A 25764-nucleotide genomic window follows, 5' to 3' on the forward strand; every position below is an offset into this window, starting at 1 on the left:
TGCTCAAAAATTATACTCTGGCGATAAACTTACATAGATCTAGGTAATCTAAAAAATTATAGACTAGATAATCGAGCTTTGGCTAATTGTGCTGCAGATGAATCTGCATACTCATTTATTAACTGATTAAAGATCGTTTTAGCTTTTTGAGGGTTATTTAATTTCTGTTCAACCATGCCTAGCTTCAACATTGCATCACTGCGTTTGCTTGAATTTTCAAAATTATTGATCACATTTGAGAACTCTGCACCAGCTTCATTCAATTTGCCTTTATTAAATAAAAGTTGCCCTAACCAATAATGAGCATTGGCAGAGTAGCTTGAATTAGGAAATTTTTGGTTAAACGACTGAAACTCAGTAATGGCCTGATCGTATTTTTTTTCTTTTAATACCAAATTTACCGCATGATCATAGGCTTCATTTTCAGTTAAGTTTGATGAATAGTTAACATTACTATTTGTAACAGGTGGAACTTTCGGTGCAGCTTGGGCGGCAGCTAATCTTCTATCAATTTCTTGATACAGTTCACGCTGTCGTTGTAGGATTTGACTAATAGTATAAGCTTGTTCTTCAGTAACGCCTCTTAGCTCACTTAATTCTGTTTGTAACTCATCGACCTGTTGCTGCATATCGTTTAATGCATTGTTACGAACCTGCAGGGTGCGCTGTAGTGTTGCCACATCTGCAGACTGTGCTGGTTGCACTGATTGCTGGTTAATGTCTAATACAGGGGCTGGTTCAGCCGCTATGGCCGTTGTACTCGCCATTACCGCTAAACCCAAGATGAACTTATACGATGTCATTGAATATCCTATTACTTATTACTAAAGTTTTGATAGTAATTATTTATACCATATTACTAATATAAAAAGAAAAAAGCTTGTTAACAAATTAAAATATAAAGAATTCAGATAACTGATATTCTTGTAAATTTAATCTGCTACAAGCTTTTATTTATAAATATGCTCAAACCAGTGGTTACACTGATTTAATCAAAAACAAACTCGATTAGTATACTAATACTGCACGACGGTTTTTAGCAAAAGCGCCTTCAGTACGGTCACTGATAGCTGGCTTTTCTTCACCGTAACTAACTGTTTCGATTTGAGACGATAAAACACCAGAGTTTTCTAGGTATTTTTGAACAGCTTGTGCACGACGTTCGCCAAGAGCGATGTTGTACTCAGGAGTACCACGTTCATCAGCGTGACCTTCAATTACAACACGAGCGTTTGCATTGTTAACTAAAAATGCAGCGTGCATGTTTAAGATTTCAGTTACTGAAGAATCTAATTTAGACGTATCGAAGTCGAAATAGATAGTGTTAGATGTTTGTAACTTATCCTGTTCTTCTTGCTTGATTTGCTCTAAACGAGCTACTTCTGCAGCAGCGGCAGCTTCAGCAGCTTGTTGCTCTGCTTGTGCTTGTTGTGCAGCTTGGTTAGCAGCAATTTGTGCTTCTTCGTCTGTTGTATCATTTGAGCTACATGCAGCCATTGCCATTAATGGCAGAGCAACAGCAATGCTTTTAACAAGTTTATTTAAATGCATTTTTTTTCCTTTTTTGAAATATAAAATTAAATTATTTTTATTATAAGTAAGGTGACCATGCTGGTGCTTTTACCTGCCCGTTTTGCGCAGGCAAACGTGCTTTAAAGCGACCATCAACAGATACCAAACCCAGTACTTGGCGATTATTATGCAAAGTACTATAAATTATCATGCCACCATTTGGGGCAATACTTGGTGACTCGTCCAACCTTGTCTTCGTTAATACTTGTACAGGATTCATCGAATCGAGCTCTTGCTTAGCAAGATGGTATTGTCCTTGTGTGCGATTAACCATAACCAAATGGCGTCCATCTGGGGTAAAAGAACCACCAAGATTCATTTCACCGTCAAAAGTAACTCTTTTCACTCTACCATTAGCTAAATCTACGCGATATAACTGCGGTTTACCACCCCGTTCTGAGGTAAATATTAAAGAATTTCCATCTGGCGCCCAATTTGGCTCTGTATCAATGGCGCGATGACGAGTAATTCTGCGTAATTTTTTAGTGGCAATATTCATCACATAAACCTCTGGATTACCATCTTTGGATAATACCATCGCCATGCTTTTTCCATCGGGAGACCAGCGCGGTGCGCCATTTATGCCTTTATAAGTTGATATAACTTCACGCTGGGCAGTGTAAATATTTTGAATATAAATTTGCGCCTGGCGTTGTTCAAACGTTACATAGGCCAACTTTGTGCCATCTGGTGACCAGGTTGGTGACATTAGCGGTTCTGATGAGCTTAATAATACTTGCTCGTTATAGCCATCATAATCAGCTAATACCAATTGATATTTTTTCGCGCCACTGTCGCGAACTATTACGTAGGCAATTTTTGTTAAAAATGCACCACGCACGCCGGTAAGTTTCTCAAATACACTGTCTGATATTTGATGCGCTTTGGGGCGAAACAGCTTTGCAGGAATATATTGACTCGGGCTAGAGTTAATCAACACATGATCATTGCTTTGCACTAATTGGCCATTTTTCAATGAGCGGCCTTCACCACCGGTCATTTGGCCGCGAATAACATCGACAAGCTTAAAAGATACCAAATAATTATTAGGAGATGATTCAGTAACGTTACCCATAACAATGGCTTCAATACCTAAATCAGCCCACGCTTGAAAGTCAATATCGCTAACTTTCGTTGGCATTTGCGGCATATTCATTGAGCTAATAGGATTGAACTTACCACTGCGCAATAGATCATCGCTGATCACCTTAGCAATGTTTTCCGGTAATGCACTGGTGCCATTATAAGTAAACGGTAGAACCGCTATCGGTCTGGCAGTATTCACACCACCGGTGATAACAAGTTCTAATTCAGCGTAAGCTTTACTAATAAAAGCAGTAAAAAATACTAGGGTTATACAAACTTTTTTAAACATAATACGTTATTGTGTTCCAATTATTGATATTCAGAATTATAGGTTAAACTGATATTACGCAGCTTCTCAAATACTTCTGGGTCTTTAGATACTGGTAAAGTACCTGTTTTATTCACAGCTTTCACAGCTTCTTTACAAACATATGGGTCACCAGTACCCGATTGTACATTAATAACAAACCCACTTGCGGCTAGCGTTATTTTCAGTTTACAAGATTTCCCTTTATAACTTGGATCATCAATGAAGTTTCTCTTTATAGCTTGCTTCATCAATTCACCATACTTTTCAGCTTCTGTCATTACTTGTTGGCTACGGGCACTGTCACGCGACGCCATTTCCTCAAGCATCTGTTGCTCTAACAGGCGTTCTTGCTCAGCGCGTTCAGCCGCTTCTTTTTTGCGTTTGTCATCTTCCAGCTTTTTACGACGACGCTTTTCTGCCGCTTCTTTTTCGGCTTTTTCTTCTCTTAAACGTTTAGCTTTTGCATCACTTGCTGCTTTTTCGGCTTGTTTACGCTCTTGCTCTTTTTTCTTACGTTGTTTCTCTTCAGATGCCGCTTTTGCTCTTGCTGTTTTTGCCGCTGCGTCTGCTTTTTTCTTTTCTGCTTCTTTTTTCTTGCGCTGTTTTTCTAAATCTTTTATTTTTTGCGCTTCTTGTTTGCGTTTTTTAGCCGCATCATCGGCGCGACGCTCAAGCTCTTTAATACGATCATCTTCTCGTTTTTTAGCGGCTTGTTTTTGTTTCTTAAGCTTATCAACCTGTTGTTTTAACTTACTTTCATCAATGACCACAGCATCGATCACTTGCATTTGTGGCTTAGGGATGGGCTTAGCCTTTGGACTAAAGTCAGTATTAAGCATCAACACTATACCCATCACTAAATGGATACCAACAGCGGCAGATATAGCGATTATATATTGCTGTTTGACGTTTTTACCATCGGGTAAATAGGTAAATATCAACATACATTTGTTAACTAAATTGCCAATAGCATTTTTAAATACAGCAAACACTCGTTATAGCTCCGGCGATTCGGTCATTAAGCCAACTGAAGGTACACCCGACTGTTGCAATAACACCATAAGTTGAATAATTGAATTATAAGGAACATTACCATCACCATTGACCACAACAGGGGTGTCTGGATCCACTTCTAAACGAGCTCTAACTAAAACAGCTAATTCGTCAGGTGAAAGTGGCTCAGATTTTGAGTCACCGACATTTAAATAAAACAACCCATCAATATCTACACTGGCAACTATTGGTGTTTTGGAATCTTGTGGTAATGATTCAGAATCGGCTTTTGGTAAATCTACTTTAACACCTTGGGTGATCAAAGGCGCGGTTACCATAAAAATGATCAACAGCACTAACATTACATCAATGTAAGGTACTACGTTGATTTCTGCTACGCGTTTTCGCTTAACTCGAACGTACATACTAAATCCTCTGCTCTATCGAGCTTGAGTGTTGTTAGTTGCAACAGACTGGCGTTGTAAGATACTTGAAAACTCTTCCATAAAATTACCATAACTATTTTCAAGCTTTTCAACAGTATGAGAAAAACGGTTGAATGCCATTACCGCAGGTATTGCTGCAAATAACCCCATTGCTGTTGCGATAAGAGCTTCGGCGATACCAGGAGCTACCATAGAAAGCGTTGCTTGTTGAACAGCCCCTAAAGCAATAAAAGAGTTCATTATTCCCCAAACTGTACCAAACAATCCTATATACGGGCTAATTGAACCAACAGTTGCTAAAAATGACAAGTGAGTTTCAAGTTCATCAACTTCTCGAGATAAAGCAACACGCATTGCTCGATGTGTACCATCAACTACGGCTTGCGATGAGGCATCAGGGCTTTTTCTAATACGGGCAAATTCTTTAAAACCAGCAACGAACAGACTCTCAATTCCGTCTACCGAACCACGGGCGCTAATTTCTTTGTATAATCGGCTTAAATCTGCACCAGACCAAAACTTATCTTCAAACGTTGAAGCTTGCATTTGAGCTTTATTTAACGCTTTAGAGCGTTGAATAATCATAGTCCATGAAGCAATAGAGAAACCTAATAAGCAAAGCATTACTGCTTTTACCAAAAGGCTGGCTTGTAAAAATAAATCAAAAAACGATAATTCAGCGTGCACTAGATAGAGCTCCTAATATTTGTTCTGGAATTGCACAAGGTTTGGCGCGTTGTAAATTAACGCTGGCGACTAACACAGAAACATTACATAAAACGTCACCGTGTTGATTTTGAATCACTTGGTCGAATACCAAACTGGCTTTTTTTAAATTTGAAATTGTTGTTGTTATGGTTAGCAAGTCATCTAGTTTGGCAGAAGCTCTGTTATCCATTTCTACTTTTCTGACCACAAAACCTAAACTTTGTTCAAGAAAAAATGACTGATTTATTCCTAAATGTCTAAGCCACTCGGTTCGAGCTCGTTCGGCAAATTTTAAATAGTTGGCGTAATAAACTATGCCACCGGCATCGGTGTCTTCGTAGTAAACTCTTAAGTTATATTGAAAAGCATTATTGTTATTATTCATTTGCTCTAAATAGCCGTTAGTACAGTTAAGTTACACTGCCTTATATTACGCGAATATAATCCTTACACTCAAGTGGATTAAGGCAATACTCAGTATTTTTTTTTAATTATTTTATAAAATCAAAATATAGAAAAACGTAAACGATGAAACCAAACTACAGCAAACCACTCGCCTATTATATTTTTTAATACATAAATCAAGCAACAAACCGCCAAGACAAAGGTTAGAGTAGAAACAAAGCCTCAACCCCTTCACGTAATCCGCATTAGTTTTTCTAATGCTTAATTTGAATTTTTTTAGTTTGTTAACTTTTACACCATTCCATACAATACATCCATCTAAGCGACATCTCTTGTTTTATTTATGTTTCTTGATTTATTTAACTTCCTCCTTTCAACAGATTTTGTTGGCCCGCTAATTTAGCGGGCTTTTTTTTTGGCTAGGGATTGATAAAACTCGGCGCCCTATCGATTACCTCTAAACTTTTCACATCCGAATAAATTCAGACCAATCTTGGTAAATGGAATGACGGTATATATTCTCTGGTTTATTTAAATTACTTATATTTATTTCTTTAACTTTATCCAAATTATCAGTACTTTAAGGTTATTAAGAGTTTACTAATAAAAGCTAATGCAACTTACCGATATAAATGTAATTACCAAAGCACAGCAGTGGTTGTCTGATAATAGAACTATTTGGCTTTGTACTATTTTAAAAACCTATGGCTCGGCCCCCCGCCCCATAGGCTCAATATTTTTAACCGATGGTGATGAGCGAGTAGGCTCAATTTCAGGTGGTTGCCTGGAAGACGCGTTCGTAAATATGATCAAGCAAGGTAAATTTTTAACTCCAGCAGAGTTATTCACCTATGGCGAACATGCCGTTGAGCAGGATATCATCAGAGAATTGCCCTGTGGTGGCACAATTCGTTTATTAGTCGAGAACTTTACTCCGACAACAATTAATCATGCGGCGATTACCCATTGGCTTGAATTAGCGCAAACCCAACAAGCGTTTGTAAGAGAGATATTTTTTACTGACAAGATCAGTACGACAAAACCATTCATTGATGACTCTGTTCGGCAAGTGATAGAAACCAGCGCAAGCGTACAGTTGGCTTATGCTCAGGTTTATTCACTGTTACTGGTTGGCATAGGCCAAGTTACTGAACATATTGCCCAATTGGGCTTACAGGCTGGGTTTGACGTAAAAGTATGCGATATGCGCAAAGAGTTAGCATCAAGTTGGCATTTCACCAAAGCTAATGGCGGTGTAGATATACATTGGCAATCTCCAGATGAATTTATTGAGCAATATGCGAATAAACGTAGCGCAGTTTTAGCTCTCGCGCACGATCCTAGAGTTGATGACGTTGCCATGATGAGTGTATTTGATACTCCTGCCTTTTATATTGGCGCTATGGGGTCAATGCGTACAACGGTTAAAAGACACGAGCGACTAAAGCGAATCTGTTCATTAAGTGATGATCAATTAAGTCGGTTAATTGCCCCTATAGGGCTAAATATTGGCAGTAAAACACCATTTGAAATAGCTATATCGACGATGGCTGACATCATCAGGGTGCGACACGGGATTAACAAAGAATTGCTATGAATAGTCAAATCGCATTAGTGTTAGCCGCAGGGTTTTCAGCTCGTTACGGCGCTGATAAAAGGCTCGCAGGAGAAAACAAGCCATTACTCATAGAAACTCTAGATCTTGTTTGCCAACAGTTTACAACTGTCTACCTTGTGCATCGTAATCAAGATGACAGCTTACTGAAGTTAATCAAAAATAGAAATATTAGGTTAACCCCAGCACCTGCTGATTCGATTGGCTTAGGTACAAGTTTGGCAACAGGCATTAGAAAAATTTTAAATACACAAACAGGCGAAAATATTAGTAGTGTCAGTATTTTTTTAGCCGATATGCCCTATATTAATTCTGCAACCATCACAATGATTTTGGATGCATCTAAGAGTGATAACATTGTGCGACCAGTGTATAAAAATGATGCTGGCCACCCTGTTTGTTTTGGCTCTGACTTTTTATCGCAACTGAGCCAATTATCCGGTGACTCTGGTGCAGCTAAAGTGATACGAACAAATCCAGAAAAGCTGCATCTAATTGATGTAAACGATAGTGGTATTGTCACCGATATAGACAAACCCAGTGATTGGATAACAAATAACGTTACCCGCTAGTGTTAGCTTGGTTTGTCTAAACCAAAATGCAAGTAGGCGTTGTCAGTCACAACTCTACCTCTAGGCGTGCGTTGTAAAAAGCCTTGCTGAATCAAATAAGGCTCAATCACATCCTCAATGGTTTCACGTTCTTCACCAATAGCAGCAGCAACATTGTCAAGCCCAACTGGCCCACCGGAAAACTTATCAATAATGGCGAGTAATAACTTTCTGTCCATCAAATCAAATCCTTCAGTATCAACCTCTAACATATTTAATGCTTTTGATGCGGTTTCTTGCCCTACGTCGCCCGTTGTTTTGACCTCGGCATAATCTCTTACTCTACGTAATAAACGGTTGGCAATACGAGGCGTACCGCGTGAACGTTTAGCAACTTCATAAGCGCCTTCTTCAACAAGATTTACATTTAAAAAGTGTGCTGAGCGACTAACAATATCTTTTAAATCAGCAACTTTATAAAACTCTAAACGTTGAACAATACCGAAACGATCGCGCAGCGGTGATGTCAAAGAGCCAGCTCTGGTAGTTGCACCTATAAGAGTAAAAGGCGGTAAATCCAATTTAATAGAACGCGCTGCGGGCCCTTCACCTATCATAATGTCTAATTGATAGTCTTCCATTGCCGGGTATAGTATTTCTTCTACCACAGGGCTTAATCGATGAATTTCATCAATAAATAACACATCATTTTCTTCAAGGTTAGTTAATAGCGCGGCTAAATCGCCAGCTTTTTCCAAAACTGGACCTGAAGTGGTACGGATATTAACGCCCATTTCATTGGCTACAATGTTGGCCAATGTGGTTTTACCCAAACCAGGAGGACCAAAGATAAGTAAATGATCGAGCGGTTCGCCGCGATTCTTCGCCGCTTGAATGAAGATTTCCATTTGCTCTTTTACATGATCTTGACCGGTGTAATCGGCCAACATTTTAGGGCGAATAGCACGATCTATGGTTTCTTCTTCACGTGTCGCGCTTGGCTCTATTAAGCGTTCAGGTTGTATGAGGCGATCTGCTTCAATCATAGTATTTAACTTATATTTTTCTGTTTAGGTGCTGAATTAAATTCAGCAAAGTATCAATTTAGCTTACAGCATAGACTTAAGCGCATCGCGGATAAGCTCTTCTGAGCTCATGTCATCCGTATATATTGCTTTAACGGCTTTATCTGCTTGCCCAGGTTTATACCCTAGCGACACAAGCGCGGTAATAGCATCGTCTTTATTAGATGCTATCGCAACTAATGAACTATCGGCACTAATTAGGTCTATTGGCATATTATCAGTTGCCGGTGTGGCAATATCATTACCCCAATCTTTTAACTTATCACGCATTTCAATCAGTAAACGTTCAGCTGTTTTTTTACCAACACCCGGAATTTTTACTATTGTCGCCACATCATCAAGATTTACACAATGTACAAACTGCCCTGCTGACATATTTGATAATATAGCCAAAGCCAGTTTCGGACCAACACCATTCACTTTAATTAATAACCTAAACAGCTTACGTTCAGTTTGATTGGCAAATCCATACAGTAACTGAGCATCTTCGCGTACAACGAAGTGGGTATAAATAACGGCTTCTTGTTCAAGTTTTGGTAAATGATAAAAGCTGGTCATTGGCAGAGTGACTTCGTAACCAACACCATTACATTCAAGTAATATTTCGGGAGCTTGTTTCTCTATTAAAATGCCGCGTAAACGTCCTATCACCTATATTTCCTATTGTTCTTTTAAGCTGATCATACACAAACAATACCACTGTATAAATATATAGTAAATAAAAATTTGGTTTAACGCAGGCGCCCACGAACTGTTTTTGTTGCACGACCTGACATTTTAATTAATGACTCGTAACTATGGCCATGACATATTGCTACTGCTAAGGCATCGGCAGCATCTTCTTGTGGTGTAGCAGGAAGGTTTAAGATTGACTTTACCATATGCTGTACTTGGGATTTATCCGCAGCACCGGTGCCAACCACGGCTTGTTTAATTTGTCTGGCAGAGTATTCAGACACTTCTATGCCATTATTAGTTGCCGCAACAATTGCTGCACCGCGTGCCTGTCCAAGCTTTAGTGCCCCTCCGGGGTTTAAACCCATAAATATTTGCTCAACGGCAACCATTTCCGGTTTAAATTGCATAATAAGCTCAGAAACACCGGCAAAGATAATTTGCAATCGTTCAGGATGATTATCCCCAGCAGCCAACGTTTTAATGCAGCCACTGCCAAGGTAAGTTATTTTACGACCTTGTTTTTCGATTACACCATAACCGGTTAATCGCGAGCCGGGATCTATCCCTAAAATGATACTCATTGATTTATAATTAACCCTTTCATTACGCGCAAATAGGTTGCCATTTACTTAGTTCAGAATCTAGAAACGAGAAACTAGATACGAAAAACAAAGCTTTCTAGTCCTGTAATTTATACCAGCTCTAATAAACTATCTTATGGTATTTTTCAGATAAACAAAATGGCTGATTTTAAAACTTAGCTATTTAATAAATCTGCTTCGCATCACTATTTAAGCCACGTTAAAAATTTATTTTATTCAAAGATAACCTTAATGGAGCCCGTAATTTCTCGTTTCTCGTTTTCAAAAACAAAAGCCTTGTTTGATAACTCAAACAAGGCTTTGTGAACGGATATTAGTCAAACAATTATTTTATTCAGCGTCAGTGTCTTCTGGCTCTTGTGGAATAGCTTGAATACCAAGTTCTACAAGTTGTGCAGGGTTAGCTTTACCTGGTGCATTGGTTAATGGACAGGCTGCAGTTGTTGTTTTAGGGAATGCCATAACGTCACGAATAGATGTAGCGCCCGTCATCAACATTACGATGCGGTCTAAACCAAATGCTAAACCAGCATGTGGTGGTGTACCGTAACGTAGTGCTTCTAGTAAGAAACCGAATTTCTCTTGAGCTTCTTCATCACTAATGCCTAAAATTCTAAATACTGCAGATTGCATATCTTCGTTATGAATACGAACTGAACCACCACCTAACTCACAACCATTTAATACCATGTCGTAAGCATTCGATAATGCGCCAATTGGATTAGCTTCTAATTCTTCAGCGGTCATATCTGTAGGTGCGGTAAATGGATGATGCAACGCGTGCATGCCACCATTAATTTCTTCAAACATAGGGAAGTCTACAACCCATAGAGGTTTCCATTCATCAGAAACCATTCCTAAGTCTTCACCAAGTTTAAGACGTAGTGCACCTAATGATTCAGTAACAACATTGTATGTGTCAGCACCGAAGAAAATAATATCACCTGATGCTGCATTAACTCGTGTTAATAATTGAGTTACTTCATCGTCTGATAAGAACTTCAATATTGGAGATTGTAAGCCTTCACGGCCGGCATCTACATCGTTTACTTTTAACCAAGGCATACCTTTAGCACCGTAAATGCCAACGTACTTAGTGTAGTTATCTAGTTTTTTGCGTGATAGCTCTGCGGCAGCGCCTGGTACTTTAATTACCGATACACGACCTTTTGGATCGTTTGCCGGACCAGAGAATACTTTGAATTCAACGTCTTTTAAAATATCAGCAACATCGACAATTTCAAGTGGGTTACGTAAATCAGGCTTATCTGAACCGTAACGAGTCATCGCTTCAGCGTAAGTCATATGCGGGAATTCACCTAAGTCTACATTTAATAGGCTTTCGAATAATTCACGGATCATTTTTTCAGCTACAGCCATAACCTGATCAGCTGACATGAAAGACGTTTCAATATCAATTTGGGTAAATTCAGGTTGACGGTCAGCACGTAAATCTTCATCACGGAAACATTTAACGATTTGGTAGTAACGCTCCATACCAGACATCATTAACAACTGTTTAAATAACTGTGGTGATTGTGGTAAAGCGAAAAAGTTGCCTTTTTGAGTACGTGAAGGTACTAAATAATCACGTGCTCCTTCAGGCGTAGCCGCTGTAAGGATAGGTGTTTCAATATCCATAAACGCTTGAGCTTCTAATGAAGCACGAACTTGTGAAGTAACTTTCGCACGAAAACGTAAACGTTCAGTCATTTCTGGACGACGTAAATCCAAGTAACGATATTTTAAGCGATTTTCTTCACTGTTCTCTTGGTTTGAGTCAAGTGGTAGAGGCGCAGATTTATTTAAAATATTAAGCTCTAAACCTAGTACTTCAATGGCGCCGGTTGCCATATCTTTATTAACTTGTGTTTCAGGGCGAGCACGAACTTTACCTTTAATTTGCACACAAAATTCATTGCGTAAGGTGTTTGCTGTTGATAAAACCTCTTGTAAGTCTGGATCAAATACCACTTGCACGATGCCTTCACGATCGCGTAAATCAACAAAGATCACGGCACCCAAGTCACGACGACGGTTAACCCAACCACAAAGAGTTACTTCTTGTCCTACGTGAGATTCATTAACCTCACCACAAAATAAAGTGCGCATTTCGTTATATCCTGAAAATAATGTTGCTGTACATCTTGAATTTATTCAATTGGCCAAATTCGATTGAGCCAAGCAAGTGCAGTTTATCGCCCTTGCAAAGATGCTAAAATTTAAAAGCGGTTATTATAAAGCAAACAACGCTAAAGTCACCTGCAAATAGTAGAATCAATTACATATTAGTGAAAAATTATGCATAAGCTGTAAATGTAACTTGTAGATGAGAAGGGTTAATCAATAATTTGTATCCTTGTTACTTAAACTTATTGTTTTGACTCTAGCAACTCAACAAGATCTTTAAACGATAAAGGTTTAGCTAAATGGAAACCTTGCGCACGATTTATATCGTTTTTTCTGAGTAGTTCAGCTTGCTCTTCTGTTTCTATGCCTTCCATTACTATTTTCTTATCAAAACTTTTCAACATGGTCACAAGACTCAATAATGCAGTTAAATCAGATGTTGAATTAATGATATTTATTGGCAGTAACGAGCGGTCCAGTTTTACTGTTGAAATATAATGACTTTTAATTTGCTCAATTGACATAAAGCCCGCACCAAAATCATCAATCGCAAGCTGAAAGCCCATTTGAGTTAATTTTTCAAATTTTTCAATCAAAAATTCATCCAATACTGTATCTTCAAGAATTTCCAGGCACACCTGAGATTTAGGTGTCTGCATCTTATTCAAAGCTTGATAAAGTGAGCTGGCTTGTCGAAAGGAAGCAAATGAAATGTTAATATTAATTTGGAAACTACTATCAATTAGCCCTCGTTGCATTAATTTGCTAAAACAATCGTCCATGATTTCGATCATTAAAAAATCCAGTTCAGCTTCCTTATTGAGTGCTTTTAATTCATCGAAATAAAAATACGGGGTCAATAACTTATCGTTACTGTACCAACGGGAGAGTCCTTCAATCCCGATAATTTTGTTAGCCGATAAATCATAAATAGGTTGAAAGTATGCTGACAGTTCTTTGCTTTCCATGGCATTAGCCAATTTCTTTCGAAATTCGCTGGTTTTGACAAACATAGATAAAGTGTCTTTATTAATGTAGCAAATATCATTATCATGATTTTGTTTTTGTTTTCGCAAAGCAATATACAAAATAGCAAATAACTGTTCCAAGTCCTGATATTCAGTGCCTTTTTCAACGATTATAGTGGTGAAACTTAAAAGGTGCTTCACTTGTTGTTTTATCGAAGTCACCTCAATCGTTTGAATAGTTTCTAAAAAATCGCGGCATTGGTTTTCAGTGAATGGCGCTAAAATTAAAAACTCATTACCGCCATAACGATAAACCTCACCTTTACCAACATGTTTTTTGAATGTAGCCGATAATGTCTGCAGAATTAAATCACCTTCATGCAAACCAAAAAAATCATTTTTTTCTTTAAAGTTAACAACATCAAGAAATATCATGGTTAAGTTTTCATCAAACCGTTGCGGATATTTATGATTAAAACCGCGTCTATTTCTAAGCCCGGTTAAGTCGTCATGAAGTGATATACGACGAAATTTCAAAGTTAAATAAATGAGTATGCTTAATATGATTATGGCTAAAAAAACGGTTCGTTTTTGTTTTGTTTGTTGGTTACTTATTTGCTCAGTAAAGTCGAATTGTGGCATTCCTTCACGCACTATTTTCTTCAAGTTTATAACTTTAAATGCTTGGTTAAAAAGAGCTGCCAGATGTGCTCCCTCTTCTGTTTTGTTAAATCCAACACCCAGTGGAATGTCATGATATGTGCTGATTCTTTGGTCCAATGTGACATTAACAATATTGTTTTCTAACTGGGAATTAATATATGATTTTGAACTGGTAATATAGTCTACTTCTTTATCAATCAGCCCTTGAAATGCATCATCAATCGTATCGTAATATTCAAAGGTCATTTGTGGAATATAATTTCTTAATAACCATTCTGAGAAGTCATTTTTTACTACCCCCATTCTCTGTGCATAAAGCTCGGATACATGATCAAATTCATCATCTTTAAAATTGGTACGTTTCAAAATAACCATTTGATTATGATGCGCTTCGTTGGTGAAATTAACTTGCTGTTTACGCTCATCAAGAATAGTTAAAGGGGCAATCCCTTGCACTTCATTTTCAAGAAATTCGTTGTAAAGCCTCTCCCATGAGGTCTGTGCATTGGCTTTTAACACGCAAGAGATTGAAATTAACGCACAGGATTTTTTTATTACTTCAACGAAAACTCCTGTTAAATTCTGATTATCATCAAAGTATATAAAAGGTCTTCTCACCTCCAAGTTAAATACATATTCTTTATCTAAATTTAAATTGGATTGTTTCACCAAATATTTAATCACCGCCTTCTGCGCTTTTCTTTTTAACTCATTTCGCTTGATGTTGATTGATTTTTGGAAATTATCCTGGTTTAAGTAGTCAGTAAGGACCTTCAACAAAGGCTCCATTTCTCCTGTCTGAGTAATAAGCGAAACGACTTGTGAAGACAGTTGTAAATCAAGGTTAGTTTTATAATATTGCTCGGTAAAAATCGCAACATTATTAGATAGAAAGTCAACAACACCATCAACGGCGCCAGTTTCTAATAAGGAAAGTGCTTCATTAGTATCTTTATATTCCACCAATTTTGCACCTTGTAAAACATGACTGATAGCATCTTTAGTCATTAATTCTCTATGAATACCGATACGGTGTTCATCGAAGTCTTGCTTTAACCGAGGATTGGAAGTGATCAAATACAGTTCGTTTATATGTGTTGGCGCTGAGTAAGCGAGCTTATCCTTGAGCCCCTTATGATATCTAACATTGCCCATAAAATGATTTTTACCGTTAATCACAGACCTTACCGCAGCTTCATAAGACATATACTGGTGATATTTAACAGTAAAGTTGCGCTCTTTTGATATAGCATCAAACAACATGGTAGTAGCAATATCGTCATTATAAAGCGCGACATGGATGATTTTATCTTCAAATAACTGTATAAGTTTCGATTGCGATTGAGTAGCGGCAAATAGTGAGGAGTTAATCGCAAATAAACTTAAACACAGTAAGCCAATAACAAATAGCGGTGTCTTTAATCTATGTTTAAATAAAATTAAATATTTCATCCTATTGCACCTCATCGACAGTAGTCGACAAGTAGTTATTTTTCCCTTGAGTTTTCACTTGATACATCCTTGTGTCTGCTAAAGAAATAAGCTTTTCAACATTTGACTCATCTGTTGGGTAGAAAGAAATACCAACACTTGCGCCAATATTTACCTGACAATCGGATAAATCAATTGGCGAGGATAAAATTTCAATGAGTTTTTTTGCAACGTTATTGGCAGCACCTACTGAGCTTACTTGGTTTAATAAAACGATAAACTCATCACCACCAAAGCGACTGACAATATCTGAATCTCGTACTGAACCAAGCATTAAGTTACTGATTTTTACCAATAATTCATCACCAACGGCATGTCCGTAACTATCATTAACCGCTTTAAACCCATCAATATCAATAAATAAAATCGCTAAACTTTCTTTACGCCTTTTATGCAGTTTTATTGAACTGTGTAAATGCTCTTCAAACAATCGCCTATTTGCTAATGACGTTAAACCGTCGTGACAGGCCAAAAACCTTAATTCCTTTTCAAGTTCACGTCGTTTGGTAATTTCAGTGCGCATACGATAACTCCACCACAACACACTACCGACAATAAACAAAATAATGACCCCTACCTGTAAGCTGGTCCGAATTACCATATTTTTGTCATACCCTTCGGCAATAATAGTTCTTAACCAATAATCACGAATATTTTCATAATCACTTTCGCTAATAGTATTAATCCCCTTATTCAAAATACCGGCCAATTCGGGGTAATCATAATTTATAGCCATGTGGTTTTCTTCAGGGGGCAGGTCATTTAGATACTCAATATTGAAAGTATCAATATCATAATCAAGGATCATGTTTGTTAATATTGGGAAAAAATCAATATAGGCATCTACTTCTCCGTTATTTACCAATTCAGCACCTTCGTTGACATCTTCAACCAACCTTAGTTTTATCAGTGGGTAATTATCTTTGATGAATTCTATCGATATGTAGTCTTGAATTATCGCTACCGTTAATCCTTCCAACGAATCAAGACTGTAAACTTTGTCTTGAAACTCTGGTTGACCAATCACTCCCCAAGGAGTGCTGTAATAGCGTTTACTGAAATGCATTTTATCGCGTCGCTCTTCGCTAGGAGTTATGCCTAACGCAATGTCATACTTTTGATTTAAAAAATCGTGAAATAAGTCTGACCAATCATCATAGTTAACATAAGTAAACTTAACGCCTGTATGTTCAGATATAACATCGAGAATATCTCTGTTAATGCCTTTTACTTCACCATTTTTACCGGTAAATTCAACCGGTTTATAGTTATTTAAAACGCCAACTGTAAATTCATTTTTTCTACTTAAAAAGTTTGCTTCCTCTGGGGTTAGATCTGCAAGGTAATGACTAATTACTGAAGTTTCCTGCTCTACGGCTTTCAGCCATGTTGCTTTAATTGAAGCTATTTCATTTTTACCAAGTTGAGCAGCCCCTTTTAAAACTAATTGTTGCAACAATTGATTATCAGGGTTAGTCACCACACTAAAGTCAACCTGATATCTAGGCGTAATTAAACGTTTATATATTCCCGTCAAATTCATGTTGTGAATTTCTGCTTCGACACTTTCTTGAGCAGCAATAAAGCTTGTAATTTTACCTGAACGTTCAGCCTCTATCATTGCCTTGACACTATTGAACTTAATAAACTTTACATCTTCATATTGGTTTTGAATTTCATCTAGATATGGCGAGAACTTAAAAATACCTACTGCTTTTCCACTAAGTTCTGTCATTGAATTTATGCTGCGTTTTGCATTTGATAAATATACTTGAGCAAACGTTGAGTGTATTAACCAGTTGTTTTCATTATATAAAGGGTGCTGCTTAGCTACAGGGATGCCTATATGAACATCAACCAAGCCACTTTCAATTACAGGATAACTATCTACTCGGTTTATCGGAATAAACTCAATTACCTTATTTGCCTCCTGTGCCCATAATTTCCATATATCAATGAACATCCCTCTTGCTTTACCTGTTCTATCCATAACAGAATAAGGAGGTCGATCAGTTGGATATGCCACTGAAATAGCATCTTTATTGATGCCGTATTTACGCCAAGCTGTAAGTAGGGTCTGATATTCATGGTCACTTATTTTAGATAACCCTTCGTTTACAAAGCTGAGTAACTCTGTATTAGTTTTACTTACGCCTGCGACGACTGGGTTTTCAAAAAATTTAAACCTTTTAGAGAATGGGTACTCCTTGCGTAAGGTTTCGTATTCCTTATAACCTTTATTGCCTTCATTATCATCAGCATAAATAAGGATTTTATGGTTTAACGCAGCTTCATACATTGCGTTTCGATTGGTAAACGTTTTTAAATTGAATTGGTTGTTTTTACTACTCAGTAACGTTTGTTCGAGCGAACCTTTTAACACGCCAATAGTAAAGGGAGTTACTTGCTTCATTGTAGTGATATTATTTAGCAGCATTGATAAATACAGATAATTTTTACTTCTCATAATCTGTTGCGAAAATGCTAAATGTTTACCCCGTTCAGCGGTTTGTGTAAAACCAGCATGGATATCAATGTCGCCATCAGCAACTGCTTGTAACCCTTCCTCAAAGTCAGTAACTTTAAATTCAACTTTTACGTTTTGTTTTTTAGCCCAAAGCCGCCAAACATCCACCATGGCGCCGGAGGGTTGGTTATTTTCAACAAAGTGAAATGGGTAGGAAAAGTCAGATATTGCTATGCTATAACTGATCTTGTCTTCAGCTTCTTTAATTTCACTCTGACTGTTAGCGTTAGCGACAAAACTAAATAGCAACAAAGTAATTGTAGCTTTCAGTTTGTGCCTAGCCTGTAAAAAATTCATAGTAAGAAGGTGTTCAACCTTTGTAGGACGAGTCCCCATTAAATATAGCAACGATCTGATTTTTTTGTAGTTTTCCAGTTAAATGATGAATAATAATGATGGCAAATTTCGAAAAGTTTACTGATATTAAATTGCAATGGTTTTGTAAAGCTAACTTTTAAGCTAAAATAATGAAATTATTCAAGTTTAGTAATTTTTTTGATGAGCAAGCACGAAAAAGATCTTATATATTCATCCCCTAAGCAAACAATTGCTGATTTTCGCTTCGACGCACAAGTTGTAGAAGTGTTTCCTGACATGATCAAACGCTCGGTTCCTGGTTACAGCACTATCATTGAAACTATTGGTGAACTTAGCGCTCGATATGCCCAAGATGACACTCATATTTATGATTTAGGTTGCTCACTCGGTGCGGCAAGTTTAGCGATGCGACAAAATATTGTTGCCGATAATTGTAAAATTATTTCTATCGATAACTCAAAGGAAATGGTTGAACGTTGTCAAATTCATGTAAATGCGTTTAAAGCGAAAACGCCATGTATGGTTAAACAAGGTGATATTTTATCTGAAAATATGCATAACGCTTCTGTTATCGTTTTAAACTTCACCTTGCAGTTTATTGCTCCTGAACATAGACAAACTTTATTGAGCAATATAGCAAATGCTCTGGTTCCTGGTGGCATATTAGTGCTGTCAGAAAAAATTTACGATGAAGACCCAGTGTGCATGGACTTACTGAATGATTTACATCATAACTTTAAACGAGCAAATGGCTACAGTGACTTAGAAATAGCGCAAAAACGAGCTGCTATTGAAAATGTGATGAAACCTGATCATTTAAGTACTCATTTACAGCACTTAAACGATGCTGGATTTCGTCATGCCACGCCATGGTTTCAATGTTTCAACTTTTTCTCTTTAATCGCGATCAAATAGTGATATCTAAATTCCAATGAAATTATTTAATAAGTTTTACCAACAAATCGCCGGTAACCGTTTAGCACATTGGCTAACATGCTTACCCGAGCAACTGAGCGCTTGGCAAAAAAATGACTTGCATGGCGAGTTTTACAAATGGCAAAAAACTATTGATGCCCTGCCAAACACCAAGCCAAGCTCAATTGAATTAAAAGACAGTGTTACTATTGGCTCTGCTGAAGATATCAGTGAAGGTGAACAAAAGCGTATCAGCAATCTGTTAATGAATTTCAAGCCATGGCGCAAAGGTCCGTATCATATTCATGGCGTGCATATAGACACGGAATGGCGCAGTGATTTTAAATGGGATCGTTTAAAGCCACATATCAGTGATTTAAAAAACCGATATGTTTTAGATATTGGCTGTGGCAGCGGCTATCACTTATGGCGGATGCGTGGTGAGGGCGCCAAGTTTGTTGTTGGTGTTGATCCAACACAATTGTTCATGATGCAATTTAGAGCCCTACAGCACTTCATTAAAGACGACAACGTAAACCTTTTACCAATAGGTGTAGAGCATTTACCACAATTAAAATCGTTTGATACAGTTTTTGCTATGGGCGTTTTATATCATCGTAAATCACCAATAGATTTCTTACAACAGTTGAAGGCGCAGTTGGCTCCTGGTGGCGAATTAGTACTAGAAACCTTAGTAATTGAAGGTGATAAACATACGGTATTGGTACCTGGCGATCGTTATGCAAAAATGCGTAATGTCTGGTTTTTACCTAGTTGTGACGCATTAGTATTTTGGATGCAGCGTCTAGGGTTTAAAAATGTTCGTGTAGTTAACACCGACCAAACAGCATTTGAAGAGCAGCGTCAAACGCCTTGGATGGAAACTGAATCATTAGAAGATTTCTTAGATCCAAACGATCCAACAAAAACAATCGAGGGCCACCCTGCGCCACTTCGAGCAATTATTGTTGCGAACATTTAATTTAATAAGAGTTAACTATGGATAAAGTATTTCGCGCGAAGACCACCATAGAGCAATGGCGCATTTTTCATGCTGTGGTTGAACACGGCAGCTATGCCAAAGCGAGTGAGGCGTTAAACAAAAGTCAGTCATCGCTTAACCACGCGGTTGCAAAACTGCAATCACAACTGGGGTTGGCATTGTTAGAAGTTGAAGGTCGACAAACTAAAATCACTGAAGCAGGTACAGCGATGCTGCGCCGCTCAAAAAAACTGTTAGAAGATATCCAATCAATTGAAGACTTTGCCGACACCTTAAATGGTGGCTGGGAAGCTGAAATAACCATAGCATGTGAAGTATTGTACCCTAAACATCGCTTATTAAAGGCCTTGCAGAAGTATTGGCCGCAAAGTCATGGTAGTCGTTTAAAAATTACCGATGAAGTAATCTCTGGCTCTACTGAAGCTATTAAGAATAAAACTGCTGATATTGTTTTAAGTCCTAGTACCGCCGAAGGCGTTCGTGGAAATCATTTATGCAGCACGAAACTTATTCCTGTTTGTCACAGTAGTCATGACATTTTTCAGCAAAGCTCGATAAGTAGTGAAGAGCTCGCCACACACTTGCAAATAGTGATCAGCGATACTGGTAAAGAAAAACCCGACAAAGGCTGGTTAAAAGCTGAAAAACGTTGGACAGTATCAAGCTTTTTTGAGGCCAGTACTATTTTAAAACAAGGCATAGGCTTTTGCTGGCTGCCTTGTCATTTAATTGATAGCGAGCTGAATGATGGGAGTCTTAAAGCGATTAATCTAGAGGGCTCTGCACAGCTGGTTGTACCGATCACCTTAGTTATTCCTGACAGAGATAATGCCGGTCCAGGCGTTCTACTTCTTGAAGAAATAATCCTGGCAGAACATAAATCTGATCGAGAGTAAGCCCGTTAACAGTTGATATTTATTTTAAATTCAGTATGTTAAAACTATGGGGATGGCATTAATAACATACTGGATGTTTAATGAATGAGAACTGGCTGCAAAGGCGATTAACAAACGGCTCTTCAAGACAACAAGATCACCGTTCACCGTTTCAACGTGACAGAGCGAGAATTTTACATTCTGCTGCATTCAGACGTTTACAAGCTAAAACTCAGGTTATGGGTATAGGCCAAAGTGATTTTTACCGAACTCGCTTAACCCACTCTTTAGAAGCCGCACAAATTGGCTCAGGCATAACTGCTCAGCTTAGATCAAAATCCCCAGAGCAATGCAACTTACTGTTACCTAATGATGACTCGTTAATTGAAGCGATTTGTTTGGCCCATGATATTGGCCACCCACCATTTGGGCATGGTGGTGAAGTTGCATTAAATTATATGATGCATAACTTTGGCGGTTTTGAAGGCAATGGCCAAACCTTTCGTATTGTAACTAAGCTTGAACCTTATACCGAACATTTTGGCATGAACCTGAGTCGAAGAACCTTGTTAGGATTGCTAAAATATCCGCAAATTATCGATAAACTTGCTAATCATCAAGTCCCCACAACACCTGTAAACTTTAGGCAACTAAAAGCCAGCGACTGGCACCCACCAAAAGGGTTGTATATTGATGACATTGAACTGCTCAATTGGGTGCTTGAGCCATTATCTGAAGATGACAAGGCGCAATTTCAAAAAATAAGTGTTAATGCCAGTAAGCATCATAAGACTCAGTTTAAATCGTTTGATTGTTCTATCATGGAGCTTGCCGATGATATTGCCTACGGTATTCATGATATGGAAGACGCCATAGTTACCGGTGTCGTTGATAAAAACAGTTTTGTTGAACACGTCATTGAACCGTTAAAGGGCTTAAATGACTCATGGCTGAATCAAATAGCCAGTGATTTAGCCGATAAATTGTTTTCAAAGCAACATCATAAACAAAAAGACGGAATTGGCTCATTAGTAAATTATTTAATTACCGCAATTGAACTGATTGATTTAAACAAAGTTAAAGGTACAAGCTTTGTTGAACCATTACTGCGATATAATGCAGCCTTGCCGCCAACAGAGGCTGCAGCGTTAACTGTGTTTAAAGATTACGTTTATCGATTTGTGATCAAACAAACTAATATTCAACGAATGGAGTATAAAGGCCAGCAAATCGTGATGGAATTGTTTGAAGCCTTTGCCAGCGATCCACAACGACTCCTACCCGACGCAACATGTCAACGTTGGTTAGACGCTTGTGAAAACAGCCAAAACCCACAACGAATTATTGCTGATTACTTATCAGGGATGACAGATGAATTTGCCACCAAAATTTATAACAGCATGTTTTTAGCCAATGGCCATAGCGTTAATGAGGATAATTATTAACAGATTTGGCATAAGTAAGCGCCAAACTAAGTTACATCATTAAATAAGCGTTATCGCTTTGCCAAGATCATCACTTTGACAAAGTGAGGCAAACTCTTCTGCTAATCGTTCAGACTCACCAATAACAGTTTGCCAGTACTTTATTCGCTCTGATGCACTCAACTGAGTAAAGTCTTTTCTATCTGGTATTTTGCCATAAGGTAGCTTAGCGACGAATTCATCGGTAGGGGCCAACACTAGAGTCTTATCAAAGTGCTTTTTGTTGGCAAATCTGTGTTTAATGTATTTATCAAACCAACCTGGCTTAAATTCATTATAAAAGTGTGGATACAATACCAAACCACTATCCTTAGCATTGGGCAAAAACGGTTGATCAAAATGATAATCAATAATGCCACCATCTCGAAACATACCCACACCAGCGCCTTCAATGTCTTTCACGCCATTAATAACCATAGGTATCGAACCTGTTGCCTGTAATGCCTGATGAATATTATGCTTGGTTAATGCAACAACTTTTGAGTCGATACCATCATCATAATCAAAGGGGATTTGAGTAATATCAGTACTAAAAACAGTTCGTTGATAATACTTGCCCAAATGCTTTCTATTTACTCGGTTTGCCAGTGCAGAAGATAGTAAGCCGAGTAATTGAATATATTTGTTTTCATAGCGAGTTAAGCCTTTTGATTTTGCCACAATTAAGGTGCTTTTGATCATTGGGTTACTGGCAATTTCGTCAGCATTTTTGGAAACAATGTGCGCTAACAATTTTTCACTTTGTATCGTCACTTCGCTAATACTTGCATCACTTGGATAGGTTAAATGCGAATAACCATCAATTAAACGGTTTATGGCGGCAAGAGGGTCTTGTTGAGCATAACAACTAAAGCGCCACGCGCCAGCCGACGAGCCTAGCGTATACAATGGCGTTTGTCTTGATTTAAAAAATTCGCCACAAAGAAATCGATCCAATCCGGCCAAAACAAACCATTTAGGCCCACCACTGGCGCCAACTAGTAATTTGAACTGTTCCTGACTGATACCCTGCTCTTTTATTTGCGCTAATGCGGTTTTACCCGCATATACAGCTAACGCTTTACTCACTGATGATTCCTATTTAATTGTGCTTAACTTTTCTTAAAATACAGCGCACAAATGGCGCCTGCTGGGTCTTTAATAATCACGTACTTATCATCGCCACCCATGGACTTTATTTCAGTCAATAGGCTGCCACCTTTCGCTTGTACAGCAGTAGCTGATTCATTGATATTAGCAACAATAAAATACGGCATCCAAACAGGTGGTAAATCTGCATTTACGCCTGTTGAATGACAAACACCCGCTTTAGCTTCACCGTCAACAGGGCTATTCATTACAAAGTCTTCATAATCGCCCATATTACAACCTTCGCTTTGCCAGCCAACCACATCTTGGTAGAAGTCTTTCACTTGCTCAGCATTGTTAACTGTTAAGTCAAGCCAGGCAACATCGCCTAATTTATCATTCGCCATGGTGTTTACCTCTAATTATTTATGTCTAATATTTTAGGGTTTTTCGGATAAAATTTATCAGGAAGCTGATTAATGTGTTCAAAAAAACGAGTGTCTTTATAAGGTAGTTTCATAAAGCCTGAAATGCCAACGCCCTTTATAGTCGGCAGCAAATCGAGAATGTCTTGTAGACATTGTTTAAATTCTGCTTTTTGATCGTGGTTCAATAACATTAAGTAACTGTGTATTTTTAAATGCTTTTCTAATACTTCAAAAATGATGCAACCGGTATGATGTATTCGATTCATGCGCGCCAGTACCGACATTATTTCATCTGGCACACGCAAATACTCATCGGGATCTTTACCATCTTCAAAATATGAATGCAGTTGACTGGCATTATCAACTTCAGCAAGTTTACTGATCTCAAAAGGAATGCTTTGTTGTGCGTTTGCGATAAATGGCAAGCTATTATTTTTACGCTCTACATGCAGTGTATCTCTGGCGTTGAATAAACAAGACTTAAAAATACCTATTCTAAAAATACCTCTGGCCAATGTAATCATGTTATTTACCGCTGACTTAAATGAATACTCTAACTTTGAATCAAATAAGCTTAAATTAGAGTCAACATACACTCCATCTTTTTCCCAGCGTATCGCTAACCCGCCAACGACAGGGAATTTTGCCAAGCGACTTACAGCAGCAACAAAGGCTTTTTCAGTATCTCCCATTCCAACTAGAAAGTTTTTATAATACTTTTCCAGTTGCACATCATCGATATCAACCAGGCTTTCTTTATCTGCTTGCTCCCGTAAAAACGATTTACGCGATCCATAAACTACGGTATCTATTTCCTCATGATGTATTCTTTGCCAAACAGGGATCATCGCATCAATGCTCAACTTTGTAGGAACATTTGCTAATACGGTATTTTTTAATAGCTGTAAATTGTTAATTAAATAATCACCGGCTTGTAAACGTAGTTTTGGGTCTTCCCCCAACATGCCGTCTAATGCTTTAGCCAACATTTGAGGTAAACCGAGGGACGTTGCAGGTATCACTTTATAGCCATACCGACAAGACTGCCCCGAAGCTAAGGCATAAATGGTGGCTGCCATGCCCTGCTCGTCAAACCGAGGAGATGATAAACCGCCATTTAATTGATCATCTCCAATAAAATATATATCGCCCATGCGAGAGTTGGTTTGTTGTAAATCACCACTCATCAAATCCATGATGTTAGTGGCCGTGCTGTGACCGTCTTTATCGCATTGCGCCCAAACCGACGAGCCCCAATCGATAAGTTGCATTTGATTGGTTTGTTCATCAAAAACAATGTTCGAAGGTTTGATATCGCCATGAACTACCGGAAGCTTGCGCGTATTGTTCGCAGGGCCTCTGATAAACTTTAAAAGCTCAATTAACTGAATGGCTATATTAACAACTTGCTCAGCTGGTAATGGCCCTAATTTATGGGAAATAACATCTAAATCATCGCCAGGGGCACGACTCATATGAACAATTGATTGACGCTTAATTTTTAAATATTCGAATAGTTTAGGTATGCGTTTATGATCTAGCATAGCCTGCATCTCTGCTTCATCGGCTAATCGGTCTTGCACATGTTGAGGTAAATTTATTCGCGAAAATTTAAATACCTGTTCTTCTCCGCTTTCTTTTTTCCCCGAAAAAACAAAGCCATAAGCGCCTTTACCGATCATTTCTACATTTTCGTAGCCAAGTTGCTTTAATTGGTTTTTACTTAATTCAATCCATTGCTTTAATTTAGCCGCATCTTTATGGCTTAGCAGGTAAATAGATTGATCTTCAGCGATATAAAAGTGCTGTAATTTTTTTTCAGCCAAAACGTGTTCTCAAAATT

The 25764-nt window shown here is 38.0% G+C and carries 22 protein-coding genes; 6 read left to right on the plus strand and 16 right to left on the minus strand.

Translation table 11 applies throughout. From position 1 onward, the window contains the following. Positions 1-56 precede the first annotated feature (56 nt). The 7 genes from ybgF to ybgC form a co-directional block, all read right to left on the minus strand. Entirely contained in the window at positions 57-803 is a 747-nt protein-coding gene (ybgF, locus tag RI845_RS11000; RefSeq protein WP_348386215.1) for a tol-pal system protein YbgF, read from the minus strand. Between the two features lie 205 nt (positions 804-1008). Beyond that, positions 1009-1551 (minus strand): peptidoglycan-associated lipoprotein Pal, encoded by a 543-nt coding sequence (pal, locus tag RI845_RS11005; protein WP_348386216.1) that lies wholly within the window; start codon positions 1549-1551, stop codon positions 1009-1011. Between the two features lie 40 nt (positions 1552-1591). Continuing rightward, positions 1592-2947, minus strand: a complete 1356-nt coding sequence (gene tolB / locus RI845_RS11010; protein ID WP_348386217.1) for a Tol-Pal system beta propeller repeat protein TolB — start codon at positions 2945-2947, stop codon at positions 1592-1594. 20 nt (positions 2948-2967) lie between these two features. Beyond that, on the minus strand, positions 2968-3960 hold the full coding sequence (gene tolA / locus RI845_RS11015; protein ID WP_348386218.1) for a cell envelope integrity protein TolA: 993 nt from the start codon (positions 3958-3960) through the stop codon (positions 2968-2970). Positions 3961-3963: 3 nt separating this feature from the next. After that, positions 3964-4386 carry a protein TolR gene (gene tolR, locus RI845_RS11020; protein ID WP_348386219.1) on the minus strand — a complete coding sequence of 141 codons (423 nt, stop codon included), beginning with the start codon at positions 4384-4386 and terminating at the stop codon, positions 3964-3966. Between the two features lie 15 nt (positions 4387-4401). Next, complete coding sequence (gene tolQ, locus RI845_RS11025) at positions 4402-5094, minus strand: protein TolQ (protein ID WP_348386220.1); 693 nt, start codon at positions 5092-5094, stop codon at positions 4402-4404. Beyond that, positions 5084-5500, minus strand: a complete 417-nt coding sequence (gene ybgC, locus RI845_RS11030; RefSeq protein WP_348386221.1) for a tol-pal system-associated acyl-CoA thioesterase — start codon at positions 5498-5500, stop codon at positions 5084-5086. The genes tolQ and ybgC overlap by 11 nt, the downstream gene beginning before the upstream one ends. Positions 5501-6133: 633 nt before the next feature. Here ybgC and RI845_RS11035 point away from each other — a divergent pair. After that, entirely contained in the window at positions 6134-7117 is a 984-nt protein-coding gene (locus RI845_RS11035; RefSeq protein WP_348386222.1) for an XdhC family protein, read from the plus strand. Next, positions 7114-7707 (plus strand): nucleotidyltransferase family protein, encoded by a 594-nt coding sequence (locus RI845_RS11040; protein ID WP_348386223.1) that lies wholly within the window; start codon positions 7114-7116, stop codon positions 7705-7707. Before RI845_RS11035 ends, RI845_RS11040 begins: the two co-directional genes overlap by 4 nt. A 2-nt stretch (positions 7708-7709) precedes the next feature. On the opposite strand, the gene ruvB is transcribed toward RI845_RS11040, so the two are convergent. The 6 genes from ruvB to RI845_RS11070 form a co-directional block, all read right to left on the minus strand. Continuing rightward, the gene (gene ruvB, locus RI845_RS11045; protein ID WP_348386224.1) at positions 7710-8732 is read right to left on the minus strand and encodes a Holliday junction branch migration DNA helicase RuvB; all 1023 of its coding nucleotides are present in this window, start codon (positions 8730-8732) and stop codon (positions 7710-7712) included. A 63-nt stretch (positions 8733-8795) separates the two neighbouring features. After that, entirely contained in the window at positions 8796-9422 is a 627-nt protein-coding gene (gene ruvA, locus RI845_RS11050; protein ID WP_348386225.1) for a Holliday junction branch migration protein RuvA, read from the minus strand. 80 nt (positions 9423-9502) lie between these two features. After that, complete coding sequence (ruvC, locus tag RI845_RS11055; RefSeq protein ID WP_348386226.1) at positions 9503-10030, minus strand: crossover junction endodeoxyribonuclease RuvC; 528 nt, start codon at positions 10028-10030, stop codon at positions 9503-9505. A 351-nt stretch (positions 10031-10381) separates the two neighbouring features. Further along, positions 10382-12163 carry an aspartate--tRNA ligase gene (gene aspS, locus RI845_RS11060; RefSeq protein WP_348386227.1) on the minus strand — a complete coding sequence of 594 codons (1782 nt, stop codon included), beginning with the start codon at positions 12161-12163 and terminating at the stop codon, positions 10382-10384. Between the two features lie 260 nt (positions 12164-12423). Continuing rightward, positions 12424-15264 (minus strand): EAL domain-containing protein, encoded by a 2841-nt coding sequence (locus tag RI845_RS11065; protein WP_348386228.1) that lies wholly within the window; start codon positions 15262-15264, stop codon positions 12424-12426. A gap of 1 nt (position 15265) precedes the next feature. Continuing rightward, a complete protein-coding gene (locus tag RI845_RS11070; RefSeq protein WP_348386229.1) occupies positions 15266-18127 on the minus strand; it encodes a transporter substrate-binding domain-containing protein in 2862 nt (953 codons plus the stop codon). A 201-nt stretch (positions 18128-18328) separates the two neighbouring features. Here RI845_RS11070 and cmoA point away from each other — a divergent pair, with 201 nt between their 5' ends. From cmoA to RI845_RS11090, 4 genes are all read left to right on the plus strand, one after another. Next, positions 18329-19063 (plus strand): carboxy-S-adenosyl-L-methionine synthase CmoA, encoded by a 735-nt coding sequence (gene cmoA / locus RI845_RS11075; protein ID WP_348386230.1) that lies wholly within the window; start codon positions 18329-18331, stop codon positions 19061-19063. Between the two features lie 16 nt (positions 19064-19079). Beyond that, positions 19080-20045 (plus strand): tRNA 5-methoxyuridine(34)/uridine 5-oxyacetic acid(34) synthase CmoB, encoded by a 966-nt coding sequence (gene cmoB, locus RI845_RS11080; protein WP_405054007.1) that lies wholly within the window; start codon positions 19080-19082, stop codon positions 20043-20045. 17 nt (positions 20046-20062) lie between these two features. Further along, positions 20063-20962, plus strand: a complete 900-nt coding sequence (locus tag RI845_RS11085) for a LysR family transcriptional regulator (protein ID WP_348386231.1) — start codon at positions 20063-20065, stop codon at positions 20960-20962. A gap of 80 nt (positions 20963-21042) precedes the next feature. Beyond that, positions 21043-22386: an anti-phage deoxyguanosine triphosphatase gene (locus RI845_RS11090; protein WP_348386232.1), complete on the plus strand. Its 1344-nt coding sequence runs from the start codon at positions 21043-21045 to the stop codon at positions 22384-22386. A gap of 39 nt (positions 22387-22425) precedes the next feature. Here RI845_RS11090 and RI845_RS11095 read toward each other — a convergent pair whose 3' ends face one another. The 3 genes from RI845_RS11095 to RI845_RS11105 are packed head-to-tail and all read right to left on the minus strand — an operon-like array spanning position 22426 to position 25747. Further along, a complete protein-coding gene (locus RI845_RS11095) occupies positions 22426-23493 on the minus strand; it encodes a patatin-like phospholipase family protein (protein WP_348386233.1) in 1068 nt (355 codons plus the stop codon). Positions 23494-23516: 23 nt separating this feature from the next. After that, positions 23517-23900, minus strand: coding sequence for a VOC family protein (locus RI845_RS11100; RefSeq protein ID WP_348386234.1), 384 nt, complete (start codon positions 23898-23900; stop codon positions 23517-23519). Positions 23901-23911: 11 nt separating this feature from the next. Then, a complete protein-coding gene (locus tag RI845_RS11105; protein WP_348386235.1) occupies positions 23912-25747 on the minus strand; it encodes a protein kinase domain-containing protein in 1836 nt (611 codons plus the stop codon). Positions 25748-25764: the final 17 nt, after the last annotated feature.

It is taken from the genome of Thalassotalea nanhaiensis, assembly GCF_031583575.1.
In the GTDB taxonomy this organism is placed as follows: Bacteria; Pseudomonadota; Gammaproteobacteria; order Enterobacterales; family Alteromonadaceae; genus Thalassotalea_A; species Thalassotalea_A nanhaiensis.

Excerpts from the sequence above, each read along its gene's own strand:
- pal (WP_348386216.1), bottom strand. The coding sequence starts at position 1,551 with ATGCATTTAAATAAACTTGTTAAAAGCATTGCTGTTGCTCTGCCATTA.
- tolR (WP_348386219.1), bottom strand. The coding sequence starts at position 4,386 with ATGTACGTTCGAGTTAAGCGAAAACGCGTAGCAGAAATCAACGTAGTA.
- cmoA (WP_348386230.1), top strand. The coding sequence starts at position 18,329 with ATGAGCAAGCACGAAAAAGATCTTATATATTCATCCCCTAAGCAAACA.
- ruvB (WP_348386224.1), bottom strand. The coding sequence starts at position 8,732 with ATGATTGAAGCAGATCGCCTCATACAACCTGAACGCTTAATAGAGCCA.
- ybgC (WP_348386221.1), bottom strand. The coding sequence starts at position 5,500 with ATGAATAATAACAATAATGCTTTTCAATATAACTTAAGAGTTTACTAC.
- aspS (WP_348386227.1), bottom strand. The coding sequence starts at position 12,163 with ATGCGCACTTTATTTTGTGGTGAGGTTAATGAATCTCACGTAGGACAA.
- RI845_RS11085 (WP_348386231.1), top strand. The coding sequence starts at position 20,063 with ATGGATAAAGTATTTCGCGCGAAGACCACCATAGAGCAATGGCGCATT.
- ruvC (WP_348386226.1), bottom strand. The coding sequence starts at position 10,030 with ATGAGTATCATTTTAGGGATAGATCCCGGCTCGCGATTAACCGGTTAT.
- RI845_RS11090 (WP_348386232.1), top strand. The coding sequence starts at position 21,043 with ATGAATGAGAACTGGCTGCAAAGGCGATTAACAAACGGCTCTTCAAGA.
- tolB (WP_348386217.1), bottom strand. The coding sequence starts at position 2,947 with ATGTTTAAAAAAGTTTGTATAACCCTAGTATTTTTTACTGCTTTTATT.
- RI845_RS11100 (WP_348386234.1), bottom strand. The coding sequence starts at position 23,900 with ATGGCGAATGATAAATTAGGCGATGTTGCCTGGCTTGACTTAACAGTT.
- RI845_RS11035 (WP_348386222.1), top strand. The coding sequence starts at position 6,134 with ATGCAACTTACCGATATAAATGTAATTACCAAAGCACAGCAGTGGTTG.
- ybgF (WP_348386215.1), bottom strand. The coding sequence starts at position 803 with ATGACATCGTATAAGTTCATCTTGGGTTTAGCGGTAATGGCGAGTACA.
- RI845_RS11065 (WP_348386228.1), bottom strand. The coding sequence starts at position 15,264 with ATGAAATATTTAATTTTATTTAAACATAGATTAAAGACACCGCTATTT.
- cmoB (WP_405054007.1), top strand. The coding sequence starts at position 19,080 with ATGAAATTATTTAATAAGTTTTACCAACAAATCGCCGGTAACCGTTTA.
- RI845_RS11040 (WP_348386223.1), top strand. The coding sequence starts at position 7,114 with ATGAATAGTCAAATCGCATTAGTGTTAGCCGCAGGGTTTTCAGCTCGT.
- RI845_RS11070 (WP_348386229.1), bottom strand. The coding sequence starts at position 18,127 with ATGAATTTTTTACAGGCTAGGCACAAACTGAAAGCTACAATTACTTTG.